The organism is Methylophaga sp. UBA3603 (genome assembly GCF_002375335.1).
Lineage (GTDB): Bacteria > Pseudomonadota > Gammaproteobacteria > Nitrosococcales > Methylophagaceae > Methylophaga.
In genome coordinates this window covers 97,177-117,862 of the sequence record NZ_DFMC01000001.1, presented here as the reverse complement: position 1 = coordinate 117,862, position 20,686 = coordinate 97,177, and the positions used below count along the sequence as shown (strand labels likewise).

At 43.8% G+C, this 20,686-nt stretch carries 18 protein-coding genes and 3 tRNA genes; 7 read left to right on the top strand and 14 right to left on the bottom strand.

Going from position 1 to position 20,686, the window contains the following annotated elements:
- From pilW to ndk, 3 genes are read right to left on the bottom strand one after another with little or no spacing between them, the layout of a single operon-like run.
- On the bottom strand, positions 1-756 hold the full coding sequence (pilW, locus tag B4F66_RS00495; RefSeq protein ID WP_292354209.1) for a type IV pilus biogenesis/stability protein PilW: 756 nt from the start codon (positions 754-756) through the stop codon (positions 1-3).
- Positions 753-1,859 (bottom strand): dual-specificity RNA methyltransferase RlmN, encoded by a 1,107-nt coding sequence (gene rlmN, locus B4F66_RS00490; RefSeq protein ID WP_292354207.1) that lies wholly within the window; start codon positions 1,857-1,859, stop codon positions 753-755. The genes pilW and rlmN overlap by 4 nt, the downstream gene beginning before the upstream one ends.
- A gap of 10 nt (positions 1,860-1,869) precedes the next feature.
- Entirely contained in the window at positions 1,870-2,301 is a 432-nt protein-coding gene (ndk, locus tag B4F66_RS00485; protein ID WP_292354205.1) for a nucleoside-diphosphate kinase, read from the bottom strand.
- 171 nt (positions 2,302-2,472) lie between these two features.
- On the opposite strand from ndk, the gene B4F66_RS00480 reads away from it, so the two are divergent.
- Both B4F66_RS00480 and recN read left to right on the top strand, forming a co-directional pair.
- Positions 2,473-3,345, top strand: coding sequence for an NAD(+) kinase (locus tag B4F66_RS00480; RefSeq protein ID WP_292399485.1), 873 nt, complete (start codon positions 2,473-2,475; stop codon positions 3,343-3,345).
- Positions 3,339-5,012, top strand: coding sequence for a DNA repair protein RecN (gene recN, locus B4F66_RS00475; protein WP_292354200.1), 1,674 nt, complete (start codon positions 3,339-3,341; stop codon positions 5,010-5,012). Before B4F66_RS00480 ends, recN begins: the two co-directional genes overlap by 7 nt.
- A gap of 1 nt (position 5,013) precedes the next feature.
- On the opposite strand, the gene fur is transcribed toward recN, so the two are convergent.
- Positions 5,014-5,436 (bottom strand): ferric iron uptake transcriptional regulator, encoded by a 423-nt coding sequence (fur, locus tag B4F66_RS00470; RefSeq protein WP_292354199.1) that lies wholly within the window; start codon positions 5,434-5,436, stop codon positions 5,014-5,016.
- 77 nt (positions 5,437-5,513) lie between these two features.
- Here fur and B4F66_RS00465 point away from each other — a divergent pair, with 77 nt between their 5' ends.
- Positions 5,514-6,092, top strand: coding sequence for an outer membrane protein assembly factor BamE (locus B4F66_RS00465; protein ID WP_292354197.1), 579 nt, complete (start codon positions 5,514-5,516; stop codon positions 6,090-6,092).
- A 12-nt stretch (positions 6,093-6,104) separates the two neighbouring features.
- Here the strand turns inward: B4F66_RS00465 and B4F66_RS00460 are convergent, their stop codons facing one another.
- From B4F66_RS00460 to B4F66_RS00440, 5 genes are all read right to left on the bottom strand, one after another.
- Complete coding sequence (locus B4F66_RS00460; protein ID WP_292354195.1) at positions 6,105-6,734, bottom strand: carbonic anhydrase; 630 nt, start codon at positions 6,732-6,734, stop codon at positions 6,105-6,107.
- A gap of 3 nt (positions 6,735-6,737) precedes the next feature.
- A complete protein-coding gene (locus B4F66_RS00455; protein ID WP_292354193.1) occupies positions 6,738-7,379 on the bottom strand; it encodes an MBL fold metallo-hydrolase in 642 nt (213 codons plus the stop codon).
- A 75-nt stretch (positions 7,380-7,454) separates the two neighbouring features.
- Positions 7,455-8,582 carry a hypothetical protein gene (locus tag B4F66_RS00450; protein WP_292354191.1) on the bottom strand — a complete coding sequence of 376 codons (1,128 nt, stop codon included), beginning with the start codon at positions 8,580-8,582 and terminating at the stop codon, positions 7,455-7,457.
- 203 nt (positions 8,583-8,785) lie between these two features.
- Positions 8,786-9,202 (bottom strand): hypothetical protein, encoded by a 417-nt coding sequence (locus B4F66_RS00445; protein WP_292354190.1) that lies wholly within the window; start codon positions 9,200-9,202, stop codon positions 8,786-8,788.
- Positions 9,203-9,357: 155 nt separating this feature from the next.
- The gene (locus B4F66_RS00440) at positions 9,358-11,751 is read right to left on the bottom strand and encodes a Lon protease family protein (RefSeq protein ID WP_292354188.1); all 2,394 of its coding nucleotides are present in this window, start codon (positions 11,749-11,751) and stop codon (positions 9,358-9,360) included.
- Positions 11,752-11,833: 82 nt separating this feature from the next.
- Between B4F66_RS00440 and B4F66_RS00435 the strand changes: the two genes are divergently transcribed.
- Entirely contained in the window at positions 11,834-12,139 is a 306-nt protein-coding gene (locus B4F66_RS00435) for a PilZ domain-containing protein (RefSeq protein ID WP_292354186.1), read from the top strand.
- A gap of 7 nt (positions 12,140-12,146) precedes the next feature.
- On the opposite strand, the gene coq7 is transcribed toward B4F66_RS00435, so the two are convergent.
- The 4 genes from coq7 to B4F66_RS00415 form a co-directional block, all read right to left on the bottom strand.
- Positions 12,147-12,791 (bottom strand): 2-polyprenyl-3-methyl-6-methoxy-1,4-benzoquinone monooxygenase, encoded by a 645-nt coding sequence (gene coq7, locus B4F66_RS00430; RefSeq protein ID WP_292354184.1) that lies wholly within the window; start codon positions 12,789-12,791, stop codon positions 12,147-12,149.
- Between the two features lie 18 nt (positions 12,792-12,809).
- Positions 12,810-13,880, bottom strand: coding sequence for a GGDEF domain-containing protein (locus tag B4F66_RS00425; protein ID WP_292354182.1), 1,071 nt, complete (start codon positions 13,878-13,880; stop codon positions 12,810-12,812).
- Positions 13,881-13,965: 85 nt separating this feature from the next.
- Positions 13,966-14,919, bottom strand: a complete 954-nt coding sequence (locus B4F66_RS00420) for a chemotaxis protein (RefSeq protein ID WP_292354180.1) — start codon at positions 14,917-14,919, stop codon at positions 13,966-13,968.
- A gap of 209 nt (positions 14,920-15,128) precedes the next feature.
- Positions 15,129-15,215, bottom strand: a tRNA-Leu gene (locus B4F66_RS00415).
- Positions 15,216-15,255: 40 nt separating this feature from the next.
- On the opposite strand from B4F66_RS00415, the gene rnr reads away from it, so the two are divergent.
- From rnr to B4F66_RS00400, 3 genes are all read left to right on the top strand, one after another.
- On the top strand, positions 15,256-17,424 hold the full coding sequence (gene rnr / locus B4F66_RS00410; protein WP_292354178.1) for a ribonuclease R: 2,169 nt from the start codon (positions 15,256-15,258) through the stop codon (positions 17,422-17,424).
- A 434-nt stretch (positions 17,425-17,858) separates the two neighbouring features.
- Positions 17,859-17,934 (top strand) — tRNA-His (locus tag B4F66_RS00405).
- A 124-nt stretch (positions 17,935-18,058) separates the two neighbouring features.
- Positions 18,059-18,134: transfer RNA gene (locus tag B4F66_RS00400), tRNA-Thr, on the top strand.
- A 454-nt stretch (positions 18,135-18,588) separates the two neighbouring features.
- Here B4F66_RS00400 and B4F66_RS00395 read toward each other — a convergent pair.
- The gene (locus B4F66_RS00395; RefSeq protein ID WP_292354176.1) at positions 18,589-20,655 is read right to left on the bottom strand and encodes a putative bifunctional diguanylate cyclase/phosphodiesterase; all 2,067 of its coding nucleotides are present in this window, start codon (positions 20,653-20,655) and stop codon (positions 18,589-18,591) included.
- Positions 20,656-20,686: the final 31 nt, after the last annotated feature.

The window sequence follows — 20,686 nt, the reverse complement described above, 5'->3', positions numbered from 1 at the left end:
TTAAATACCTTCATTGACCATGCGCATTTCATCAGAATCCGGAAAACGGGCTCGCATAATTAACTCGTAACTTGATACGGCGTCTTCATTGCCCAATTTGGATTCAGTTTTAATCGCGGTTAGTAAAGCCTGTGGTGTCCACGGAGAAACACTACTGTAACGCTGAACATAAGCGCGTGCCTGCATGTAATTCTTTTGTTCATAGCTCAAATCAGCCATCCCAATTAATGATTTACTCAGATTTGGATTGATCTGTAACGCCCGTCTGAAATGGGATTCAGCTTTGACCAGATCCGGAATTTGTCTGGTACAGAGTGCAGCGTTTTCATAGGCCATGGCAGAACTTTGATAGAGCGGGTTTTCCACGGATTTTAAAAACCGCTTTTCAGCCTCTACATATTTGCCTTGCTGGCACAGAAACACACCATAGTTATTTTGTGCTTCGGAATATTCCGGAGCTCTGCTAACCGCTTCTTTAAAATGTTTTTCGGCTTTTTCATCTTCACCCAGTCGTTGATAAAGCAAGGCGATAGTATTGTGAGCACTGGGTAAATTTGGATTTTGTTTCAACGCTTTATTAAGCTTCTCCATGGCGATTTCATAATCACCACGTTGCAGATAACTCAATCCCAATTGCATATTCAATTCAGCCGCCTTGGGATCCGGCGCAATATGCTCACGTGGCCCGGTTGTACCACATGCGGTAAGCATAATGATTGATGTCGCCAGAAAACCTATTTTCAAAAATGATTTCATCGGACGAAAACAACCTCCCGTTCAGCTAATCTTTGAGTACGACGAGTTTTATCCTGAACTTCGCCTGCCAGTTGACCACAGGCTGCCACGATATCATCACCACGGGTTTTTCGTACAGTCGCAACCAGACCGGCCGCGATCAACTGCTCTTTAAAACGATTAATGACATTTTTTGAAGAGCACTGGTAATCGGTGCCCGGGAAGGGGTTAAATGGAATGAGATTGATTTTGTTCGGTATGCCTTTCAAAATCCGGATCAGATCCCGTGCATCCTTTTCCGAGTCATTAATTCCTGCGAGCATCACGTATTCAACTGTGATGTGGCGACGCAATTGCTCACCCGTCACATATCGTTTACAAGCCGCTAATAATTCAGCAATCGGGTATTTATCGTTTAACGGAATAATCTCGCTGCGTAATTTATCGTTCGCAGCATGTAATGATATGGCCAGACTGACATGGCAATCTTCTTTCAGACGATCAATCATTGGCACGACACCTGAGGTGCTCAATGTTAACCGTCGCCAGGAAATACCATATGCCAAATCATCACGCATAAGATTCATCGCTGAAATCACATTATTGTAATTTGTCAGCGGTTCTCCCATGCCCATCATCACCACATTGGTGACCATTCGATTGCCTTTGGGGTCTTTACCTAAAGCCTCATTGGCAATCCACAACTGAGCAATAATCTCGGCAGCACTGAGGTTGCGATTAAAACCTTGTTGACCGGTTGAACAAAAAGTACAGGTTAAGGCACATCCCACTTGAGAGGACACACATAAAGTCCCACGACCATTTTCCGGAATAAATACCGTTTCAATGGAATTATCACCATCCATTTTGATGATCCATTTACGGGTTCCATCAGTGGATATGTGCTCGTGTAACAATTCGGGTACGCGTATCTCGGCAATCTGACTCAGTTTTTCGCGCAACGATTTGCTCAGATTACTCATCTGGGCAAAATCAGTGACACGATATTGGTGAATCCATTGTAAAAGTTGACGCGCACGGAAGGGTTTCTCACCGATTTCGATGAAAAACCCTTCCAGACCTTTCAGATCCAGACCAAGCAGATTGGTCAGTGCAGTTGCCATCAGTTATTGATTAGCGTGTGCGAGCGCACAATTGATCATCAGTAAAGAAATACGCAATTTCACGTGCTGCACTTTCAGCAGAATCAGAACCATGAACAGCATTTTCATCAATACTTTGCGCAAAATCAGCACGAATGGTGCCAGGTGCCGCATCAGCAGGATTGGTTGCACCCATCAGATCGCGATGAGTAATAACCGCATTGTCACCTTCCAGAACCTGAATCATGACAGGGCCAGAAGTCATAAAACTCACCAAATCGCCAAAAAATGGACGTTCTTTATGTTCCGCGTAAAAGCCTTCAGCTTGCTGCTGTGTAAGATGCACCATACGGGCTGCTACGATAGACAGACCAGCTTTCTCGAAACGTGAGTAAATCTCACCAATAACATTCTTTGCTACCGCGTCCGGTTTGATAATTGACAGAGTACGTTCAGTCGCCATGTGTATCCTCATTGATTGATTGGATTAAATCGACATATTCTAGCATCTATAAGACTCAGAGATAGTAACGTTCACCGAGTTTTTATTAAGCGGTCAATTTTGCTTTGGATTTGATGACAAAACCATTACCATCAGCTGACTATTTTTTGATAAAACTCAAATGCAAATTCGATGATGAATAACACATTTAAACGTATCGGCCTGTTCATCCGTAAGGATGATCCTGTCCTGGAAACTGCTGTAATTCAAATAAATGAATTCCTGATATCCAGAGAGTTACAGGTATTTTGCAACGAGCCGATAAGTTTTTTACCTGATTTGGAAGTTATTTCGATCGCAGAGTTTCCTTCAAAATGTGATTTAACTATAGCGATTGGCGGGGATGGCACCATGCTATCTGCCTCACGAGCCCTGGCAGGATTTGATTTACCGGTTGTTGGCGTAAATGTTGGCCGGCTGGGTTTTTTAGCTGATGTCACCCTGAATAATCTGCAATCTCAGTTAGGTCGAATTCTTGACGGCCAGTATCGGCATGACAATCGGTTTTTATTACAAGCCCACCTGAATAATGCTGAAGATCCAATTAGCATTGCCATGAACGATGTAGTGGTGCATTCACATCAAAGCCGACATATGATTGAATTTGAAACCCATATCAATGGACGGTTTTTAAACAGCCAACGTGCTGATGGATTAGTGGTTGCTACGCCCACCGGCTCAACCGCTTATGCCATGTCAGCGGGAGGTCCGATTCTTGATGTTGATTTGGATGCGGTGGTGTTAGCATCAGTTTGTCCACACACTTTGAGCAATCGTCCTCTAGTGATTGCGGGCAGCAGCATTATTGACATTACATTAAGTGAAAATAACATTACCACAGCAATGGTCACTTGTGACGGACGTCCTGGCCACGAGCTTAAACCTGGCGATACTGTCCGAATTCAGCGTCATCTAAACCGTATAGATTTACTGCATCTTGAAGATCATGATCATTATTCAATTTTGCGTGCCAAACTGGAATGGGGCCGAAAACTGACATGTTGATAGCGTTAACTGTTCGCCAGCTGGCGGTGGTAGAAGATTTATCCTTAACTTTTAAATCCGGCATGACTTCACTAACGGGTGAAACCGGGGCCGGTAAATCCATACTGGTGGATGCCCTTGGTCTGGTACTGGGGGATCGTGCTGATTCAAATATGGTACGCCATGGAAGTGAACGTGCTGAAATAGAAGCCAGTTTTGATATCAGCAGTAACTTGCCGCTTCAACAGTGGCTTAAAGAACAAGAACTTGATGATGAAGATCAATGTCATCTGCGCCGAACAATCAGCCGTGATGGTCGCTCCAAAGCGTATATCAATGCCCGACAGGTTGCATTAACCCAACTACGTAATATCAGTGAATTAAGTGTTGATATTCATGGACAGCATGAACACCAATCCTTGTTACGGACGGAGACTCAGCGCGAACTTCTGGATATTGTCGCTAACAATAAAGCCCTGCTTAAATCATTAAAACAAGCCCATGCCGAGTGGCAAAAAATTCAGCAGCAACTGGCTGCAATCCGTCAGCAAACTGAACAGCAACTTGCACGTCAGGAATTATTAAACTATCAGGTCAGTGAGCTTGAACCGTTGGCACTGACAGACGAGAGCATCAACTTACTGCTACAGGACCAGCAACAGCTTGCACATGCTGCTCAACTTCTCCATACCAGCGAATCAACTCTGCATAATTTATTTGAGCAGGAGCATGGTGCGGCTTACGATCTGATTGGTTCAGCACTGACCGAGCTGGAAAAGTTACAACAATACGAACCCCGTTTTACCGAGATCATTGAGACGCTGAACAGTGCGGCAATCAACCTTGATGAAACGGCCACTTCGCTACGTCATTATCTGGACAGTGCGGATCTGGATCCGGCGAGGCTGGAAGCCGTTGAAGATCAGTTAGCTGTGTTACATGATCTGGCGCGTAAACATCATGTTGAAATTGAGGCCTTACCTGCCCATTATCAGGCTTTGTGTGATGAATTGGATAGCCTGTCAAAATCCCAGCAAAATCAGACAGAGTTGTCTCAGCAACTCAAAGCCCAGGAAAAATTATGTCTGGACTTATCTGCACAGATCCGTGCAAACAGAGAAAAACATGCTAAACCTCTGGCGGAGACCATTACCCAGTCCATACAACAACTGGCCATACCTGCTGGCCGTATAGAATTTGTTATCACACCCTTTGAAGATGGCAAATTCAGTGAACATGGTGCGGATCAAATTCAATTGTTGGTCAGCACCAATCCCGGCCAGCCGGCAGGAGAATTGGGCAAAATTGCATCGGGAGGTGAATTAGCACGGATAAGCCTGGCCATTCAGGTAGTTACTGCAGGAAAACGTAGCGTTCCTACGTTAATATTTGATGAAGTTGATGTGGGAATAGGCGGCGGCGTTGCTGAAATTGTTGGTCAACATCTCAAATTACTGGCATCAAGCCAGCAGGTGATCTGTATTACTCATTTGCCTCAAGTCGCGGCACAAGCTCATCAGCAACTGCAGGTTACAAAGATTCTGGGTGAAGATAAAACCCATACTGAAATCAGCGAACTTAATCGTGAACAACGCATTGAGGAAATTGCCCGGATGCTGGGCGGAATGAACCTGACCCAGAAAACTCGTTCACATGCTGAAGAGATGCTGGATCAGGGACAAAACTGATTTATCGTTCTTTTTTGCAGTCTTCGCGGTTGCAAATGCCATAGATGTAAAGGCTGTGATCGGTCATTTCAAACCCATTCGCCTTGGCAATCTCTCTTTGCCGCTCTTCAATCACCTCATCATAAAATTCGATAATGCGATTGCATTTCACACAGAACAAATGATCATGATGTTCGCCATCTTCCAGTTCAAAGACCGCATGTCCACCATCAATATTTAATCGTGAAACCAGCCCTGCACCCTCAAATTGCGTAAGCACTCGGTAAACAGTTGCCAGACCGATTTCCTCTCCCATTTCCAGCAAAGCCTTATAGACATCTTCAGCACTTAAATGGCGCTGTTTGGAGTGTTCAAGAATCTCCAGCACCTTTAAACGTGGCAGAGTAATTTTCAATCCCGCTTTTCTTAAATCTTGTCTTTCCATTATTATTGTTGCCTCGTAGAATAGTTACGAATAGCGTATCATCGCACTTTGGTCATCAACACAGAAACAAATACTAAATGAAAAGCCTGCTTATTTATAGCCTTTCCTTGGTTATTCTCACTCTCAGCGCCTGTAGCAAAGACAAAATCCCTGGTGTTTATCGAATTGATATTCAACAAGGCAATCAGGTTACACAGGAAATGCTCAGTAAGCTCGAACCTGGCATGACTAAAAGCCAGGTATCTTTTGTGATGGGAACACCGATGTTAATTGATGTATTCCATCCGAATCGCTGGGATTACATATACAGTTTCCACCCCGGAAACGGTACACGCGAGCAGCGTCGCATCACTTTGTATTTTGATGAAGCAGAAACGCTTGACTACATTGATGGCAATACCCAGATTGTTGAAAACATCCAATTAACGGAAGAACAGCGCACTGATACTAACGTGGTGGTTCCATTAAACGAGAAGAAAACCGGTTTCTTCAATGGCATATTTAATGTGTTTGGCCTAGGCGAAGATGAAGCAGAGATTATCGAAGACGATAACGAAACTGATGCCGCTGAGAAAAAGCAGAAAGAAGCTCTGCCGGAAAACTTAGATGACTCAATGGGAACACAACCTGCAGGTCAGCTCCCAGATATTCAGTAAGTCCCTGAAACGCTATTCCTGAACCGGTTCAAACTGGCCGGTTTGGGAATTAAAACAAAGCAACTCTCCTGCTGCCAAGTCAAAATACCAGCCGTGTAAGGTCAAACGACCCTCTTCTACCTGTTGCTGAACACATTCAAAACTCATCAAATTATCCAGCGAAACTAGCACTGCACGTTGTTCGCAGGCCTTTAACTGACTGGCCTCATCGCCATCAGCGTGCGATTTAACCCAGTCCTTTGCCGGTTGTGCAATTGAAACCCACTGATGGATGAATTTTGAGTTTTGTTGTCCATCATCATCCCACAGCGCACGTATACCACCACAGTTGGCATGCCCCATGACAATAATGTTTTCGACTTCAAGATTATTAACGGCAAATTCAAGTGCTGAGCTGGTGCCATGATGTAAACCATCATTCTCACAGGGTGGCACCAGATTGGCGACGTTTCTGACGGTAAATAAATCCCCAGGATCACAATCTGTCAAAATCGCGGGATCAACTCGGGAATCACAACAGCCAACCATTAAGGTTTTCGCTGGCTGCCCCGTTTTCATACTGGCATAAAGTCGGCTGTCCTGACCAAAGTATTGTTTTTTAAAACGTTGAAAACCTTCAATTAATCTATCTGTATTCGCCATTTTTTATGCATGTCTCAAAAACGTTAAAAAAGGATTATGTTGTTTCTCATGGGAAATGGTTGTGACCGGTCCATGACCACTATGCACTCGCAAATGCCCGGGTAATTGCATTAACCGTTGTAAGCTTTGCTGCATTATAGCCGGATTCCCCATAGGTAGGTCAGTGCGTCCAACGCTGCCAGAGAATAATGTGTCACCGACAAAGATATCTTGCTCGTCATAGTAACAACCTTGGCCTGGTGTATGCCCAGGGGTCGAGATAAACCTCAGTTTGGTATTCCCCAGCTGAATTTCATCACCATCGTCGACAAAATGGTCAATTCGTCCACATGGCCGATTAAATGCTGGCTCGCCAAACCAGTCCCCCTGTATCGGTAATGTCTCAAATAATGGAACCTCGTTTCGCGGCAGGTAGGTCGGCACATCAAATTGCGATTGTAAGTAGACCAGGCCTCCTGCATGGTCCAGGTGACCATGTGTTAGCAATATCATCTGTATGCGGGGACGAGGATTGATTGACAGCAACTTTTGAACTAATTCATCTGTTTCGCCGGTATCGATTACAGCTGCATCACCAGTCGTCTCATCCTCGATTAAATAGGTATTGACCTGAAATGCACCAACGGTAAAGCAGGTGATTTTCATCCTGTATAACTCTCCCCAAAAAAAAACAGCTGGTCGGTTAAACCAGCTGTTTTTAATAATGACATGTAAGACGTTTTATTTATCTTTGTTTTTCTGCGCTTCGCGCGCTAAACGCATATTGTTTTCAAACCAATCACGTTTAATTTTTTGGGTACGGGCCAGATTGATATTAGCTTCATACCATTTCTTTTTGATATCTGCATGTGGATCGGGATGCAGGTTCGCTTCATACCATTTTTGATGGCTTTCACGAGCGGCCTGCAAGTTGGCTTCATACCATTTTTTATCACTGGCCGTCTGCTCATCACTGAATTCATACCAATGTTTATCGGTTGGCGTCTGATCCAGATTGGCTTCATACCATTTACTGTGTTGTTCACGGAATTTGGCCAGATTAGCTTCTTGGAAGCGTTTTTTCCAATCGGTATCGCCCGCTTCTTTGAACTCATACCAATGGGTAGTCGTAGGCGTATTGTCCAAATTGGCTTCATACCAGTGACGATTCGCTCTAACCGTTTCTACTGCTGTGCGTAAATTGGCCTCATACCATTTTTTCTTGGTATCAAGATGATCCACCATATTGGCTTCGTACCAATGCGTATCGCGCTGTTGAGCAGGACGCTGATTCGCTTCATACCATTTGGAATTTTCACGAGCAACATGGGTATTGTAGGCAAACCAGTCACGCTTGATTTGTTGGGTACGTGCCAGACTGATATTAGCTTCATACCATTTCTTTTTGATATCCGCATGTGGATCGGGATGCAGGTTCGCTTCATACCATTTTTGATGGCTTTCCCGAGCCGCTTGCAGGTTGGCTTCATACCATTTTTTATCACTGGCAGTCTGCTCATCACTGAACTCATACCAGTGTTTCTCCGTTGGCGTCTGATCCAGGTTGGCTTCATACCATTTACTGTGCTGCTCACGGAATTTTGCCAGGTTGGCCTGTTGCCAACGCCTTTTCAAATCACTGTATTGTGAATCAGCAAATTCATACCAATGGGTTTGTGTAGGCGTTTTATCCAGGTTCGCTTCATACCAATGACGGTTCGCCCGCACTGCTTCAACAGCAGTACGCAAATTGGCTTCATACCATTTTTTCTTGGTATCAAGATGCTTCACCATATTCGCTTCATACCACGGACGTTCAGAATGCTTTACAGGATTCTGTGCCGCTTTGTACCAAGGCAGTTTTTTCATTTTATCTCTCACTGCGTTTGCGGATTGCAACTTAGCTTTAATGCTATCAACTGTTGCGTGATTGCTCTCGTACCACTTTGTTTTAATATCTATTGTGCTACTCATTGCGTTTACCTCTTTGGGTAGTTTTACAAACTGATACTACCCCAGAAGTGAAGCCTACTACAAGTAAAACCATGCGATGAGACAGCGAAATAATCTAATTATTCAAAGCAATGCTTTTCAGCTTTTACCCGCTGCAACATAGCTATTTTCTGTTCCACTTGCTGTGTTCTTCTGGCTTCTTTTTCATCTACCAGAGAAGAATATCCCAGATAGGCCAGACCCAACCATCCCTCAACAATCGGGATCGTATCAAAAGCAATTAATGTCGCGGCCAGTTTATTACTGCCATCCTCGTAAAAGCCAGGCTTGTAACTATAACGATATGGATGAAGCTGGTTGATAGCACCATCAATTTCAACGCAGCTATGCTTGCGGATTTCATCGGTAATTTGCACTACCGGCGGTTCATAATAAATTGGCTCAGTCGGCACGGGAACAGGTGTTAACGCCTGTACTGGTAACACCATAAAACCAAGCATCAAACCTATAGACTTGATAAAAAATTGATTTTTCATAACTGACATACCTATACAATTTATGCGTGTTTGCCTGTAGAGGTTAACGGCTGACCTGACCGTAACTATAGCCTAAGGCTTGTTTATCTTTCATCTCCGCTATTGCTGGTGACTATTTCTTGTCCGACAAGGCAGTGATGAAGATAAAATCAGCCCTAATCACTTGCTTCATGGCTACTGTCTTTATCATGCTTGTGCAGCTCCGCCCAATTAGCCAGTCTTGCCGCGACAGCGCCATTAAAACTGTTTTCAGGATAGTTGCCTTGTTCGTCTGCTTCGCCAGCCTCATATTCACTCAGCACATTGATAGCATCGCTGATGTCATCGACAGCGTAAATATGAAACAGACCATTCTCAACGGATTGTCTGACTTCGGGTTTCAGCATCAGATGCTGCATATTACTGCGGGGAATAATCACGCCTTGTGTGCCTGTCATTCCCACCAGACAACAGACATCATAAAAGCCCTCAATCTTTTCATTAACGCCACCGATAGCCTGAACCTGACCGAACTGGTTCATTGATCCGGTAATAGCGATAGATTGTTTGAGTGGAATTCTGGCAATAGAAGATAATAAAGCACACAGCTCAGCGACTGTTGCACTATCGCCATCGATCTCACCATAATTCTGTTCAAACACAATACTGGCAGCCATGGATAGCGGCTTATCTGCCGCATAAAAAGACCCCAGATAAGCAGCCAGAATCATCACACCTTTTGCATGCAGGTTGCCCCCCAGCTCCACTTCTCTTTCAATATCAATAATCGCATCATCACCATATCGGCAACTGGCAGTGATGCGGGTAGGTTCACCAAAATGAAAACTGCCGATGCTCAATACCGATAAGCCATTGACCTGACCGATATGCTTGCCATTCACATCCAGTTGAATAATCTGCCGCTGTATTTGCTGATAAACCACTGAACGAACGCGATCCACCCTTCTGAGACGCTGTTGCCAGGCATGATTCACCGCATCAGCAGTAATTTCAGCCTGTTGGTATTTGCGAGTCCAATAGGCGGCTTCACGCAACAGATCAGTCATATCAGCAATATGCAGCGACATTTGTTGCCCATCATTAATTGATCTCGCTGCATATTCAATCATTAACGCCACTGCACTCTGCTGCAAAGCGGGCAAATGCTCATTCATTGCTGTTGAGGCAATCAATTTTGCCATTTGCATATGTGTTTCAGCCGTACGCGGTAATTCATCTTCCAAATCAGCCAGCACTTTAAATAATCCAGCAAACTCGGGATCCAATTCATACAGTTGATAATAAAGATCCCGATTCCCCAGAAGAATCACTTTGGTTGAAAGCGGGATTGGTTCAGGTTCTAGTGAAACCGTTGCCACCAGACTATAGGTTCGTTCAAGGTTTTCCAGGGGGATTTCGGAAGCTTTTAACGCTGCCTTCAACCCCTCCCAGGCAAAAGGCTGCTCCAGAAGCTTTTCGGCATCAACAATTAAAAAGCCGCCATTGGCACGATGTAATGCGCCCGCCTTAATCAAGGTAAAGTCAGTCACCAGTGCACCCATCATTGCCATGTTTTCAACACAGCCCAATAGATTCTGATGATTTGGTTGATTGAGATACACCACCGGAGCTCCATGCAGATCGGCATTATCCACAATCAGGTTAATCTGATAGCGCTTCAGACAATTATCGACATTAACATCTTCCTGCCTCTCTTCATTTTTGAGGAACATCTCGATATTCCGCTGAATATCAAATTGCATATCATCAAAATAATTCTGTAACGGCTCGGATTTTGGATAAGCATGGCGTAAAAAATCGATTTGCCGGGTTATCACTTCTAACGCAACCTGATCATTCAGCGCGGTAATCTTATTTACCGTGTCATGTTCCCATTCATGAATTTCAATCAGGGTATCCTGCATTGACACCTGTAATTTCGCGATAGCCTCTTCCGTTTCCATTTTCTTGGCATAGGGCAGATCTTCAAAATCTTCGCCAGATAAAGGCTCCCCTTCATGCTGAGCTGCAAAGGCGTAACTGCCATCTTCCATTCTAAGCAGTACAACGCCCTGTTTATCCGCTTCAGTCTGCAGTGCACCAAACAAGCGTACCCGGTGCTGGCGACTGGCTTCTTCAATTGCCCTTACTCTTCCCCGATAATATTCGTCATCAAAAGCGTGAGGTAATTGTTGCTGTAGCGCTTTGATAACCCGCTCGATATCCAGTTTTAACTGCGCACCATCACCGGCGGGTAATGACAATGATTTAGGCTGTTGAGGTAAATCAAAATTATGTAAATAAGCCCAATCTTCTGCATCAGGCCGGTTGGCAGTATGTTTGGTGAGATATTCACTGACCAGCGACTTTTTACCCATGCCGGCCTCCCCCATCACATACAGGTTATAACCATCTGCTTGAATATTCGCTGCAAATTCAATTGCTTCGCGGGCTCTGTCCTGGCCAATCAAGCCTGTTAAAGGCTCCACTGTAGCGGTAGTTTTGAAGGGCAGATCAGCCGGATTGCAGCCGTGATACAGTTGTGACGCGTTTAAGTGAGTTACAGACATGGATATCTCTGGACGAATGAACAGAACTTAGCTTAGGCTAGGGGCATCTGATAGGCAACTGCATCGATAAGGGATAAAAATTATGGCAGGTCAGGATTTTGAAGAAAAACGCAATTATTTCCGAATGCGCGTCAACGGTCCGGTACAGATAAAGCGTCCGGATACCACAGAAAGTTTTCAGGCAGAAGGACTCGATTTAAGCGCCAGCGGTTTAAGTTTGATAGCGGATGAAATGGTTAGCGAGGGGGAAATACTGGATATCAGCATTAAAAGTCATAATCCGGACCTGGCCGACTTTGTTGCACAGGCTGAAGTGGTCAGAGTTGAGCCTTCTGAAGAACAGGCGGGACGTTTCAATATTTCATTGAAGTTTACGACAATCTATTGAAGTCAGCTTACAGCCAATAACTGCTGCGGGTCATCACTTTCGACATTGGCTGCATGATTTTCTGCACCAGCCATGGCAATTGAGCGCCGCCGGCAGCTAAAGCAGTTTGCTGATGATGACTTTCATCTTCACGCATTTGCGCAAGAATTGAACGACTGCGCAGATCCGCATCACTCATCTTGCCGAGATGCTCATCGAGATGTTCTATAACCTGTTTTTCAGTTTCGGCAACAAACCCCAGACTCCATTTATCACCAATTTTTCCTGCCACGGCACCAATCACGAAAGAACCGACGTACCACAACGGATTTAACAGGCTGGTACGCCCCTCCAGTTCATCAATACGTTTTTCGCACCATAACAAGTGATCGTTTTCTTCAGCGGCTGCCTGACGCATCGATTCGCGAACATTGGTCAGTTCTGCCGTTAATGCCTGTCCCTGATACAAAGCCTGGGCAGATACTTCACCCGCATGATTCACTCGCATCAATGCAACTGATTGCCGACGTTCATTATCGGTAAGGGGTGTTTCTTCTATATTTGTTGCCGGGTTATCTCTGCCACTTGATGGTGGGGTCCCAGCCAGAGTAGTTAATGCTTTATCCAGTTCGATAATAATTTTGTCAGCCAACAACAGATTACGTAAGCTCATATTTTTCCTGGGATTTTTTCAAAATAATTCAACGTCTGAACTCGCTATTTTTTTCGGCTCGCTAATTTTACCTTCTGCCACCAGGCTATGGTAATTTTGCACTTGATTTCGACCTTCGTTTTTGGCGCTGTACAGCGCCTCATCGGCCTGTCCAATAACATCCGTTGGCGATAATTGTGCGGAAACTTCCACAAAACCAATACTGACAGTGACCTGACCAAGCTGAGGAAAGCTATGCTCCGCCACTACCCTGCGTATTCTTTCAAAAGCCTGCATTGCATCCGTTTCATTTGCAGCTTTAAGTAACACCACAAACTCCTCGCCACCAAAGCGATAAATCAGATCATCATCACGGATAACGCCCGAAGTCATCAGCCTTGCGACCAGAATGATCACTTCATCACCGTATAAATGGCCGTAGGTATCATTGATGGTTTTAAATTTATCAATATCCACAACGCCTAACCAATGCTTAATAGCATAGCGACGGCGTCGTGAATCATTTGGTGAAGCCATCAGTTTGTTAAGTTCACTGCTCTGATTGACGAGAATCTTGGTTATTTCTTCATCCAGCGTTTCCCGGTTATATAAACCGGTTAATTTGTCACGTTGAGATTTATCAATTAACGCCAGATAATTGGCATACACCCTGAGAATTCCATGGACCAGTCGTTGGTCAATGCTGGATGGCAATTCCTGGCAATGGTGGACCAGGCTGGCGAATATTTCACCATGTGAATCATATGCGGGATAAATCACATTCCAGCCAGTTTCTTCAGCAGGACGATAAGAAACAATATCTTCTTTATCAATCGCTTCTGTCATTGCGGCAGTAAGCTCATCCGCCGTTTCCTGATTCAGTTTGGGATGCTGTTCGGAAGATGAAATAACATCATTTACACAAAAAGCCAGCAGACTGATATCGTGCATCAGATCATGGCGTTTGATTCTAAATAAACGTAGTGATTGTGCCGGAAACAATTCATTGAGAGTTTTGAGCAGACTTTTTTCCAGTACCTGCCGATCGTGATGTCGGGTAATTTCGGCAAGATTGTCGACAATTCGTATACTGCTATGACGATGTTGCATTATTTGTTGCCTTCAACAGTTCGGATAATCGAAAAGACTCATTTACGCTGTTGGAACAGCCTCCATATTAAAATGGTATAAAACACTAATGAGTACTTTCAATAAAACCACGAATGGTTGCTGCCAATTCACGTGGTTGAAATTTTGATACATAGGCATCTGATCCCACTCCCCGACCCATTGCCTGATTGGCAACCGCTGTCAGGGAAGAATGCATAATCACCGGTAAATGGGCCATACGCGGATCCGCTTTGATTTTCTGTGTCAGGACATAGCCGTCCATCTCAGGCATTTCCACATCGGTTAACACTACTTGAATTTCCGTCGTAATGTTCCGGTTTTCCTGTTCACATTGGGTCGCCAGTTTATCGAGCATTTTCCAGGCCAGTGCACCGTTCACTACGCCTACATGGCCAACGCCCAACTTGTCTAATGTCTGTGTAATCTGTTTACGAGCAACATTTGAATCATCGGCATATAACACTTTGTATTTTTTACCGTTTTCAATTTTTTCAATGCCTTCAAAAGCATTCTCATCATAAAAGTCGCCGGTATCGGCCAGTACTTTTTCCACATCCATGATCATGACCAGACGTTTATCCTGTAATTCAGCCACCGCGGTGACCAGCCCGCCCAGACGTTTGGAAATCAATGGAGGTGGTTCTTTAACCTGCTGCCAGCTTAAACGTTGGATAGTATCAACTGAAGTCACCAGAAAGCCCTGTACATGGGTGTTATACTCGGTGATCATCAGGATTTTTGGGGTTTCATGAGATTTTAATTTACAGAATTTTTGCAAATTAATGATCGGCACCATATCGCCACGCAGACTTACAAAACCTTCAATGCCATCAGGCATTTCAGGGGCGCCTGTGATTTCAGGGACATTAAGCACTTCACGAACTTTAAACACATTTATACCAAACAGTTCATTTCGTCCGGTATCATCATTAGTACCAAGACTGAATAGCAAAACTTCAAGGTGATTTGTGCCTGCTAGTTTGGTACGCTCATCAATCGAGTCAATAAAAGTTGCCATGTCCATTCTCACTGTGCAAAGGCTGATTTTCCGTTGGGCACACTAGGAATGTACCTTGATACGGTATGTTAACTTGCACAATATCGTAACCTTAAAACAGGTTCAATAGCATTAATAATCAGAATGTGGAAATGTGGAACGAGAAAGATTCACCTGAAAGGACCAATAGCAGTTAAAATGGTCTGGTGACAATAAAGAAAAATTCGGAATGGTGCCCAGGGGGAGACTCGAACTCCCACGTACATACGTACACTAGCACCTGAAGCTAGCGCGTCTACCAATTCCGCCACCTGGGCAAGAAGACGCGCATCATATAGATCGAGATAAAAACTGTCAATGACTGAACAAAACATAACTGACCCTTTTGAGGGTCGTGAAGCCGAGAAATACGATAATCCCATCCCTAGCCGTGAATTTATTCTCGAGCTCCTAAAACAACACAAAGCCCCTGTATCCCGGAAAAATCTTTCCAAACTTCTGGACATCAAAGGGGAAGAACAAACCGAGGCACTTCGTCGCCGTCTGCGCGCCATGGAGCGTGACGGACAAATTCTGCGTAATCGCAAAAATGCTTACGGCATTGTCTCTAAAATGAATCTGGTCAGTGGCCGTGTGATGGGGCATCCCGATGGCTTTGGCTTCTTAATTCCTGACGAAGGCGGTGAGGATTTATTTCTCAGCGAACGTGAAATGCGGGTGGTTTTGCATGGTGATCGTGCATTAGCCCGCATCAGCGGCACCGACCGTCGTGGCCGAAGAGAAGGCGCGATTGTTGAAATAGTCAAACGTGCCAACCAAACTGTGGTTGGTCGCTTGCAGGAAGATGCCGGCCTTTATTATTTAATTCCGCATAATCGTCGCATCAGCCAGGATATTATGATTCCTGTTCCCGACTTAATGGACGCCAAAGACGGACAAATAGTCGAAGCAGAAATTACTGAACATCCGAATAAACATCGCTCGCCTTTGGGCAAAATCGTTACCGTATTAGGCGATCATATGGCGCCAGGTATGGAAATCGATATTGCACTTCGCAGTTTTGAATTGCCGCATGTCTGGTCTCCAAAAGCACTGGCTCAGGCTGAAAGTTTCGGTGAAACCATTCCTCAGGATGCTATTCAAGATCGCCTCGACTTGCGTGAATTACCGCTGGTCACCATAGACGGTGCTGATGCGCGTGACTTTGACGATGCAGTTTATGCTGAAAAACTGGACTCTGGTAACTGGCGTTTATGGGTGGCTATTGCTGACGTTTCCTATTACGTGAAACCTGACGATAATCTCGATAAAGATGCCCAGGAACGCGCCACTTCAGTGTACTTTCCAAGTCAGGTCATTCCAATGCTGCCTGAAGCACTATCCAATGGCTTGTGTTCATTAAATCCTGAGGTTGACCGTTTATGCATGGCCTGCGAAATGATCATTAATCAGGACGGTGAGATTGAATCCTACAAATTTCATCAAGCAGTAATGAACTCCAAGGCACGGCTGATTTACGAGCAAGTTGCCAGCATTCTGCAAGAAAATGATAGCGAATTACGCAATCAATACGCCCATGTACTTCCGGGGCTGGAAACCATGTATGAACTGTTTCATGTCATGCTCAAAGCTCGCGAAAAACGTGGAGCAATTGATTTTGAAATGACCGAAACGCAATTTATGTTTGATGAGAATCGGAAAATTTCCTCAATCGAACCACGTCAACGCAATGACGCACATCGGTTAATTGAAGAATTCATGATTGCCGCCAACGTCGCCGCGGCAAAATATCTGCTCGCCAGCAAACTGCCGGTTTTATATCGTGTTCATGAAGTGCCTTCGGTTGAAAAGCTATCCGCCTTACGTGAGTTTTTAGGGGAATTGGGATTGTTTTTAGGGGGTGGAGATGAGCCCGAGCCCGGCCATTATGCCTCTCTATTGAAAACGGTCAGCAATCGTCCTGATGGACATTTGCTACAAACAGTTATGTTACGCAGTATGAAACAAGCTGTTTATTCTCCTGAAAATCTGGGTCACTTTGGTCTTGGTCTCGAGGCTTATGCACATTTCACGTCACCGATTCGACGCTACCCGGATTTGTTAGTACATCGTGCAATCAAGCATACGATTACTAAACAGAAAAAAGCCGCCTGGCATTATTCGGAAGAAGCTATGGTTCAGCTAGGCGAACATTGTTCAATGGCTAGCCGTAGAGCTGATGAGGCAACACGTGATGTGGCTGACTGGCTCAAGTGCGAATATATGCGTGATCGAGTTGGTGAAGTTCATGAAGGTGTGATCAGCGGTGTTACGGGTTTTGGTTTATTTGTGGAACTGAGTGATATCTACATTGAAGGTCTGGTTCATGTCACTGCACTGAAAAACGATTACTATCAGTTTGATGCCAGCGGCCATCGCTTGATGGGTGAAAGATCACGCAAATCCTATCGTTTGGGTGATTCCATTAAGGTTAAAGTGGTACGAGTCGATCTGGATGAAAAGAAAATCGACCTGGAACTGGCTTAGGGTCTGTTGATCTTTCATAGCCGCCTCTGTTGTGACTGAAAATGCGCCAATCAAGGCGCGAGGAATGCAGTTTGTGAGATACATCCATGTATCTCACCCCTAAGGGGCTTACGCTCAAAAACGTTCCGGACGTTTTTGTAGTCACTCTAAATAAAACTACGAGTAACGCAGAGTGGTGCATTTTCAGCCTCAACCCGTAGGGCTGGGACTATTTTTCCGCCCTCCTGTGTTGGAAATGATTTATGTAGAACAACTACATCGAATCATTTCTGCCTTGTTGGACGGAAAAACAGCTTCCAGCAGTGGTGGCTCTGAAAGATAAACAGGCCCTAAGGTCTCATTTCCCTTGACCAGAAAAATAAAGGCAGTACAATTGTCGACTTCCTGAAGGTCACCCAGCTTCTTTCGAGTGATTTTCTGAATAGATTTCTGTGGTGAGTGTAGCTCAGTTGGTAGAGTCCCGGATTGTGATTCCGGTTGTCGTGGGTTCGAGCCCCATCACTCACCCCATTTTTTTGACATCGACTATTTACATCAAAATATCGAAAAGTAAATAACCGATTCAGCATTATTTTTTTACAGGTGATTCAGGCTTGCATGCCCCCCACACTGTTTGTATAATGCGCCTCTTGTTGCCGGTGTAGCTCAGTTGGTAGAGCAACTGATTTGTAATCAGTGGGTCGTAGGTTCAAGTCCTATCTCCGGCTCCATATATATCAAAGCCTCAGAAGTTTTTAACTTCGGAGGCTTTTTTATTTGTTTTCGGCATTTGAGATTTTCCTTCTCTTCCTACCAAGTTCTTATTGTATCTGTAGCTTCAGAAAACCCAATGGGCGTCTCATTTCAGCACTCATAGTCTGTGCTCATGAAGTTTAAAGAGTGTGGAGGTAAATCCAATTAAACTTAGCGAAATTTGAGATAATTTCGCCTTTAACATCACCCGTTTTAACTAATTCCCGGTCAAAGTATCGTGCAAATGCGACATCATCTGCTTTGAGTGACTGACATTTTCCCTTCGCACCACAGGTTGACCCTGGAATTATGCTTGGCTGTTCAATTATACGAACTTGATTACTCTAGCCAACGGTATGCTGGGCAACAAACTTTTCCCTTGCATGATAACTATCATATAAATTTACAGCAGTTATTTAGAGAAGATTATCTCTAAAATAAATTATTTACTAAATTAATCAGGTTTTTATATCCTTCTTCAATCTCTTCGAATCCAATCATTGCCGACGTTATGTCACCGCACTGATGCAGAACATGTGTATTAGCGATTGAGTTTAATAGCGTTGAATAGTGGTTTTCCAGTTGCTCCTGCTGGTGTGCTTCGATAAATTGAGTGCTCTTTGCTTTTTTCAACCAAAATCCGCAATGACTATGCGTTGAGGCGATTAATGGAACATTACTATTGGTTTTAGATTGGATATTGTTTTTTAAAAATTCATATTCTATTTCGAGAAAATGTATTAATAATCTGAGTTGAGAGGTTTTTAAGCAATCATTTTGGTCATTTTCAATAGCAATCAGTTCGGGTATATAAAAATTGCAAGCCCATTCCAATACACTTGCTGCTGGCATTGGTCGCGCAATAGCATAACCCTGTGCAATTTTGCACCCCATGCATAAAAGAATTTGGGCGTGTTTAACAGACTCAACGCCTTCAGCAATAACTTCGATGTTAAATGAGTTGGCAAGAGATATAACACTTTCGACAATCTTATAGTCATCTGCATCGTTGAGCATATTCCGAACAAAAGATTGATCTATCTTGATAGTTTTTATGGGAAGTGTTCTGATGTGGCTAAGCGAAGAATATCCTGTTCCAAAATCATCCAAAGCCATTGAGATATCGAATTTTTCCTTACATTCAGCAATAACAGTCTGTATTGAAGATAATTCATCAAGCGCATGGCTCTCCAGTATTTCAATTTGAAAAAAACTCAAATCAAGTCCGGGAAATTCATTACATATTTTCTCCAGACTTTTTATAAATGAGCTTCTTGCAAGATGATAAGCAGACAGATTGATACTTACACGAAGTTTTAATCCATACTTGTGCCAGTTTTCAAGACATTTCAAAGCTTCCTTTATTACAAACTGTCCCAGCAAAACCTCCACATCCGACTCATTTATTGAAGGCAAGAACTCAATTGGCGATAAAAGCCCTCTTGAAGGATGCTGCCAACGAACCAACGCTTCAAAACCAATTATTTCGCCGGATGTCATATCTATTTTAGGCTGAAAGAACAATCGCAACTGCTTATCGTGTATTGCCGATAAGACTTCAACATGACTGAATGAACTTTTTGAGACTTCTTTTACTTTTTCGGTATCTCCATACATTAAAAATGCTGATTTACCTGCATTTTTAATTTGATAAAGTGTTTGATCCGCGTGTTCAATCAGGGAATCCAGAGACCCTTTATCAAAAGGATAGAGCGTATAACCAATAGATGCCCCTATGATAATTTTGTGTCCTTCAACAAGATCATAGGGTTGACTCAGCGTATGTAATATTTTTTGAAGTATTCCATCACAATCCGATCGGCTGTGAATTTCACTCAGTAAAATGACAAATTCATCACCACCATATCTTGATATCGTATCTTCCTGTCTAAGCAGGGATTTTATTCTATCGGACAATTCGACCAGAAGCTGATCTCCGATGTTGTGACCATATGTATCGTTAACTGGTTTGAAGTCATCCAGATCTAAAAAACAAACTGCTAACATTTCATGATTTCGATTTGCTTTAGCAACAGCCTGATTAAACCGATCGCCCAACAAGTGCCTGTTAGGTAATCCGGTAAGTGCATCGTAATGGGCCAATTTTTCAAGGCTTGTATGATGTTCTTTCATTTTGGTTATATCAGACATCATTCCCAGATAATGCACGGTATCTGTGCCTGGAATGTTGATTTTGTTTACACTCAACAGTTCCGCATAGAAAGTGCCGTCTTTTTTTCTATTCCATACCTCTCCTTCCCAACTTCCATCTTTCTCAATAGCCAGCCACATGTCTTTGTAAAAATCTTTATCCTGCCGACCGGAACTGAGAATACTCGGATTGTTTCCAATCAATTCTTCTTCTGTAAAACCGCTTATCCGACAAAAAGCAGCATTACAGGCAAGAATGCGAACTTTATCATCGGTAATAATCATCCCTTCCTGAGCCTTTTTAAATAACTCCATCAACAGAAAGTCTCGATTGCTTAAATCAAACATAATTTACTCCAAACTACTTACCCCCCCTCGG